This window comes from Gordonia sp. i37, assembly GCF_002043085.1.
GTDB classification, from domain to species: Bacteria; Actinomycetota; Actinomycetes; order Mycobacteriales; family Mycobacteriaceae; genus Gordonia; species Gordonia polyisoprenivorans.
This window is the reverse complement of sequence record NZ_MVPX01000218.1, coordinates 1-6,605: the sequence shown is the minus strand read 5'-3', so window position 1 is coordinate 6,605 and position 6,605 is coordinate 1. Positions and strand designations below refer to the sequence as shown.

6 protein-coding genes are annotated in these 6,605 nt (G+C 67.5%); 2 read left to right on the top strand and 4 right to left on the bottom strand.

Annotated elements, in window-relative coordinates:
- A partial coding sequence (locus B1964_RS10065; protein WP_079929664.1) for an aminotransferase class I/II-fold pyridoxal phosphate-dependent enzyme occupies positions 1-904 on the top strand: 904 nt, incomplete at its 5' end.
- 24 nt (positions 905-928) lie between these two features.
- Here B1964_RS10065 and B1964_RS10060 read toward each other — a convergent pair.
- From B1964_RS10060 to B1964_RS30965, 4 genes are all read right to left on the bottom strand, one after another.
- On the bottom strand, positions 929-1,612 hold the full coding sequence (locus tag B1964_RS10060) for a hypothetical protein (RefSeq protein WP_079929663.1): 684 nt from the start codon (positions 1,610-1,612) through the stop codon (positions 929-931).
- 147 nt (positions 1,613-1,759) lie between these two features.
- Entirely contained in the window at positions 1,760-3,199 is a 1,440-nt protein-coding gene (locus tag B1964_RS30975; RefSeq protein WP_253193946.1) for a hypothetical protein, read from the bottom strand.
- Positions 3,175-4,206: a BTAD domain-containing putative transcriptional regulator gene (locus tag B1964_RS30970; protein WP_253193947.1), complete on the bottom strand. Its 1,032-nt coding sequence runs from the start codon at positions 4,204-4,206 to the stop codon at positions 3,175-3,177. The genes B1964_RS30975 and B1964_RS30970 overlap by 25 nt, the downstream gene beginning before the upstream one ends.
- Before the next feature lie 57 nt (positions 4,207-4,263).
- Positions 4,264-4,593, bottom strand: coding sequence for a winged helix-turn-helix domain-containing protein (locus tag B1964_RS30965; RefSeq protein ID WP_253193945.1), 330 nt, complete (start codon positions 4,591-4,593; stop codon positions 4,264-4,266).
- A 105-nt stretch (positions 4,594-4,698) separates the two neighbouring features.
- On the opposite strand from B1964_RS30965, the gene B1964_RS10050 reads away from it, so the two are divergent.
- Complete coding sequence (locus B1964_RS10050; RefSeq protein WP_079929662.1) at positions 4,699-6,246, top strand: acyl-CoA synthetase; 1,548 nt, start codon at positions 4,699-4,701, stop codon at positions 6,244-6,246.
- Positions 6,247-6,605 lie beyond the last annotated feature (359 nt).

The following is a 6,605-nucleotide window of genomic DNA, read 5'->3' as shown; positions in this document are numbered from 1 at the left end:
TCCCGAATTCGGAGCCGACACCACACGCCGCGCGATCGCCGCACACATCGGACTCGACCCCGCCCAGGTGAGCGTCGGGCCGGGCGCGACCGCCCTGGCCCACGCCATCCTCGCCGATGCGGTGCAGCGCGCCCGCATCCGCGGGATCTCGTCGCCGGTGATCCTCACGCCTGCACCGACCTTCGACGGATTCGCACTCCTGGCCGGCATGATCGGCGGCCACCTGCGCACCACGCCGCTCGACGCCGGCGGTCGCCCGGACCTGGAGGCGCTCACCGCCGCGATCGGACCCGACACCGCAGCGGTCATCGTGTGCTCACCGCACAATCCGACCGGACTCACCGTCGACGCGGACGCATTGTCCGACCTGCTCGCCCGGATTCCGGTGTCGACCCGAGTGGTGCTCGATCAGGCATATGTGGAGTACTGCTCGTCGCCACCCGACGTGCTCGACCTGATCTCGCGACGTGCGCACCTCGTGGTGCTGCGCACGTTCTCGAAGGCCTACGGTCTGGCCGGACTGCGCGCGGGTTACGCATTCGGCGGTCACGAGGCGATGGCGGGGATCCTCAGACGCGAGTTGCCGTTCGCGGTGAGCACCACCGCCGCCGCCGCGGTGACGGCGGTGCTCGGCGCCGACGGTGAGATCCGCGATCGGGTCGGAGCCGTCCGCGCCGAGCGCACTCGGCTGGCAGCGCAACTCGAGCAACTGGGCTACCCCACGCTGGCCGGTGAGGCCAACTTCGTCTACGTCCCCGGCCCCGACGGACTCACCCTCGACCACCTGCTGACCCGATCGGGAATTCAGGGCAAGGTCTGTGGCACACATGGTTTCCGGCTCACGGTGGGCGACCCCATGGTCGGCGACGCCATCGAGGCAGCACTGCGCCGCAGCGTCGCCTGATCCCCGCCGCCCGTGCAGGAGGAGTCACCTGTCGTGTGACCACGCGGTCGACGCCGTTCGTCCCCGGGCGGGCCACGCGACGAGCAGCCCGCCGAGGACCCCATACCCGAGGACGATCTGCGCACCGCCGAGTACTGAACCGACGAACCCCAACGCCGACAACGGGATTCCCCACACCAGCCAGCTCTGCGCGAACAGCGTCTGCCACCGCAGAGCGCCATGCCAACGACCGACGATCGCGACGCGAATGCCGATGATCAGCATGCCGAGCATCGACAACGGCCAGCACGAGTCGAACATTGTCCACACGAGCGACCCCTGGATGAGCCAGAACGCGTCGAGCGTGGTCGAGACCATCGCGCCGGCGAGCACCACGGCCTGCGCCGTGTATCCGATACGCGCCACCCGCGCGGCGCCACCCTTACCGGTCATGGCCCGATCGCGGTACTGCAGGTGCAGCAACCCCAGTAGCGCCGCCTGGAACATCAGCGCAGCGATCCCGGTGAGGAGTGAGGGGGCACCGAACCCGTCCACACCGTCGAGACACGTGAGTGCGACGCCCCAGCTCATCGCGCCGACCACGAGGGCCGACCCGATCATCTGTACCCGGTTGGTCGGCAACGCGGGGTCGGGGGAGAGATCGTCGGTTCTCCGACGGCCGGGGTCGACACCCGTCGACTCCGCGGATGGTGAGTTCTCGATGGTCATGGCTGTGTCCTCGGCGGATCGGGGCCCTCCGATGACGGAGAACTCGGTGCCGACAGCATGATCGGTGGCACTGGTAAATCACTTGGAGAGCGACCCGGCCACGGCGAACCCGGCCGGCGAGAACTGATCTCCGCTCATATCCGCGATCTACCCGATCGCGGGATTCCGGCCCACCGCGGCGACGCGTTCGCGGATCAGCTTGGCGACCGCGGCGCGCTCGAGCGCACGACCCGTCGCCATCCCCTCCCCCAGCACCTGCGCGTCGATCCCCTCGGTCATCTCGTGTCCGTACGAGGCGAGATCGATGATGTCCATCCGCTCCGGCCGATATCCGGTCACCGCACCGTGGTGCTCGGCCACCCCGAGCAGACAGGCGGCGGCCTCGTGTTCGCCCCGGACGAACTCGACGTAGGCGAGCGTGTAGACGGCCACCATCCAGGACGTCAGATCGTCGATCCGTTCGCAGGCCGCGATCATCTCGGTCAGCTTCTCCTGTGCCGGGCCGTGCACCCGGCCGCGCGCGATGTCGTTCTTGGCATGGATCCACAACGCCGAGGCGACCAACCAGTCGTATCCGCACTCGCACCCGAGCTCGACCGCCAGGGCGAGTTCGTCATCGGCCGCATCGTGATCACCGGCGCGAAAACACGCGGCGCCGAGCGCCATCCGGGCCTCCGCCGCGACCTGCGGCAGCCCGTCGGACGTCGCCACCGACAAGGCGCCGCGAGCCAGGGCGATGCCGGACTCGACCGCACCGGCACCACCCTGGAAGAATCCCAGGGTCACCGCGGCATCGGCGTGGGCAAGACGGTCGTCACGACTGGTCATGTCCAGTGGCGCGCTGGACAGAGTCGCGTCAAGACGCCCCATCGAGTCGCGCAGCACATCCAGATCACCTGCGAGATAGGCGATCACGAGCGCGCCGCACAGCGCACGCAGCCTGTCGACAACGGGAATGCCGGGGTCGTCGGCCACCGTCAGGGCCGGTCGCAGCATTCGCAGCCCCTCGTCGACGTGGCCGCGACGGTACCAGTACCAGAAGATGCCACCGACGATCTGCGTGTACGCCGCCGGGTCGGCGTGGCGGCACCGCGCCAGCGCCGCATGAATGTTGGGCATCTCGGCGTCGAGACGACGCGTCCAGGCAAGGGTGTCGGGACCGCGCAGTCCCGCATCGACCTCGGCGCTCATCGCGCGCACCCACCGCAGGTGCGCTGCTTGCAAGGCGGCGGCGCGGGATTCATCAAGATGGTCGACGGCGAACTCGCGCAGCGTATCCAGGATGCGGTAGCGCCGCGGGTCGCCACCGAGGACGGTCACCATCGAGGAGTCGATGAGCGCCTCGAGGTCACCGAGCAAACGTGACCTGTGTCCGGTCACCGCTTCGGCTGCTTCGTGATCGAATCCGCCTGCGAACACCGTCAGCGCCTCGAACAACCGCCGTTGCGATTCGTCGAGGGCACGGTAGGACCCCTCGATGGCGGCGTACATGCTCGAGTGACGCTCACCTGCCGTACCCGGTAACGCGGCTCGCGCGGTGCGCAGCAGTGCGAAGCGATCGATCAACAGGTGGTGCAGTTGTCGCACCGACAACATCGAGGTCCGCGCGGCAGCGAGTTCGATTGCCAGAGGCAGATTGTCGAGAGCCTGACACAGGGTGACGATGTCGGCCGGATCCTCGGTACCCGCAGCGCGAGGGGCGCGTTCGGTGAACAGTGTTGCGGCCTCGCGCAGCGGTCCGACAACGTGGACATGCTCACCGGGAACACCGAGCCGCACCCGGCTGGTGGCGAGCACCCGCACGCCGGGCATCCGGTCAGCAGCGCCAGGACGAGCTTCGCGACCTCGCCTGCCACGTGCTCACAGTTGTCGAGGACGAGTAGCGTTCGCCGCGAGCTCAGCAGTGCGGTGAGCACGTCGACTCCACCGCTCGCGGTGACGCCGAGCACGCGCGTCGTGGCCTCGACGAGGGAGTCGTGATCCCGGGTGCCCGAGGCCTCGACGAACCACGGACCGTCGTGGTCGGAGCGCGCCGCGGCAACCGCCATCGCCAGACGTGTTTTGCCGATGCCGCCCGGTCCGGTGAGCGTCACCAGTCGATCGGTTCCTAGTGCGCGCTCGATGTCGGCGAGGTCGTCGCGCCGCCCGACGAAGGAAGTGAGCGCGACCGGGATGTGACGTCCCAGACGAGCGCGGGCGTCGTGCTCCACGTCGACGATCAAACCGGGATCGTGTCGCAGGATGGCTTCCTGCAGGGCCACCAGCGACGGTCCGGGATCGGCGCCGATCTCGTCGGCGAGCACGCCGCGCGCAGTCCGCAGGCTCTCCAATGCCTGCGCCTGCCGACCCGCACGGTACTGCGCCAGAGCGAGCAGTTCCCAGCGCTTCTCCCGCAGCGGATCGGCACGCAGGAGGGCGGACAACTCGACGATGACCGACTCGTGGTCGCCACATGCACTCGTCGCGGCGAGGTGGTCGTCGACGGCGTCGGCTCGCACCGCGGCGAGGCGCGTGGCTTCGATCTCGGCGAACCCCCAACCCTCGATATCGCTGTACGCCGGTCCGCGCCACTGGGCCAGCGCCTGCGCGAGGATGTCACGCGCCGCCGCGGCGCCGCCGGACTCGAGCAGTGCGCGCCCTCGCTGCGCTTGTCAGACAAAGACATTGGCATCCACCGCGTCGTGAGGGATGAGCAATCGGTAGCCGCTTCCGGTGCGGACGAGCACCTCCGGCGACTTCTGTGCGTGCGCCGGCTCGAGAACGCGTCGAAGTGTCGAGACATAAGCCTGCAGAGTTCCGGTGGCCGTCCGTGGCGGGCTCTGATGCCACAGATCGTCGATGATCGTCGACGCCGACACCACCTCGCCACCCGCGATCAACAGACGCGACAACAGGGCTCGCGGCAGCGGGCCCCCCAACGGCACCTCGACCCCGTCGACATGCACCGCCAGCGCGCCCAGAACGCGGACCTCGAATGGCATGTGACGACGATAAACGGATTCGGGCGATTCGGACAGATTCTGACCTACCGAGTGAGCGCTCGCTATAACCTTGCTTACAGTTGCCATCGTCGATGAGGAGAGATCGTGTTCCCTGGAGTCTTCGCCGCCCGTACCCCCGACAAACCCGCCGTCATTCGTGCCTCGACCGGCGAGCAGTTGACCTACCGAGAACTCGACGAGAACTCCACACGCCTGGCCAATCATCTCCACTCCCTCGGTCTCGAGCCGGGGGATGCGATCGCCGTGGTCTCCGAGAACGACCTGCACATCTTCGAGGTCTACTGGGCGGCGCTGCGCAGCGGCATGTACGTCACCGCGATCAACCATCACCTGACGGCCGAGGAGACCAATTACATCCTCTCCGACTCCAACGCGCAGGTTGTCTTCGCGGGGGCGTCGGTGGCGCACGCCGTAGAGCGTGCGGGTGAACTCCCCGCCCTCGCCGCACCCGGACACCGACTCGTCTGGGGCGGCGAACTGCCCGGCTTCGACTCGTACGAGAAGGTCCTCGCGAGCGCGTCGTCGCAGCCGCGAACCGATCAGCCCCGCGGCACCGACATGCTCTACTCGTCGGGAACCACCGGACGGCCCAAGGGAATCCAGACCCCACTGCCGCAAGGCCAGGTCGACGAGATCCCCGACGCCTACACCGCGGTGTTCGCCCCGATGTACGGATTCGACGAGAATTCCGCCTACCTCTCCCCCGCGCCGCTGTATCACGCTGCGCCACTGCGGTATTGCGGCACCACCAATTCGGTGGGCGGCACCGTGGTGTTCATGGACCGCTTCGAACCCGAGGAAGCCCTGCGGCTCATCGAGACCTACCACGTCACCCACAGCCAGTGGGTGCCCACCATGTTCATCCGCATGTTGAAACTGCCCGAGGAGGTCCGCTCCCGGTACGACGTCTCGAGCATGAAGGTCGCCATTCACGCCGCCGCGCCCTGCCCGGCCGAGGTCAAGCGCGCCATGATCGAGTGGTGGGGCCCGGTGATCCACGAGTACTACGCCTCCACCGAGGCGGCCGGAGCCACGTTCATCGGACCCCAGGAGGCACTGGATCATCCTGGTTCGGTGGGCAAGCCACTACTCGGCGTGGTGCACATCTGCGACGAGGACGGCAACGATCTGCCCACCGGCGAGGTCGGGTTGGTCTACTTCGAGCGCGAGGAGGCCGTCTTCGAGTACCACAACGACCCGGAGAAGACCGCGCAGGCGCGGCACTCCGCGCACGACAACTGGTCGACCACCGGCGACGTCGGCTACGTCGACGAGGACGGCTACCTCTACCTCACCGACCGCAAGGCCTTCATGATCATCTCCGGCGGGGTCAACATCTACCCGCAGGAGGCCGAGAACGTCCTCGTCACCCATCCCGCCGTGTTCGATGTCGGTGTGATCGGCGTCCCCGATCCCGATCTCGGCGAGGTCGCCAAGGCGTGTGTTCAACTCGCGCCCGGGTTCTCACCATCCGATGAGCTCACTGCCGAGTTGCTCGACTTCACCCGCGAGAAGATCGCGGGCTACAAGGTGCCCCGTTCGGTCGACTTTGTCGACGACCTACCCCGGACTCCCACCGGCAAGCTCGTGAAAGGCATTCTCCGCAAGGCGTATTGGCCCTCGACGGTGTAGCCCGCATCACGAGTCCATAACATTCCTGCGCGACGCTAACGATGTCCTCGGCCCGACGGATATTCCCCATGTCGGGACCAGACGATCCACTCCGGGTCGGGGAGATCGCGAGTCCGCACCATGGACGTACTCACCGAATGCTGTCGCTCGCGGCCGCATGAAAGGCGTTGCACTCATCATCGAAACCACTGTCACACAGGCCATCCCACGAGGGGCGCGATGGCCTTGACCGCGGCGATCGGATGTTCACGCAGCGCCGGCGTCGGCCCTGCTACTGCCGAGCCGGTCAGTTTAGCCTCGATCCACCGATCGGCTTTTTGATGTCTCGTGAAATGTGTTGTGTATGTTCGGGGTGGCGG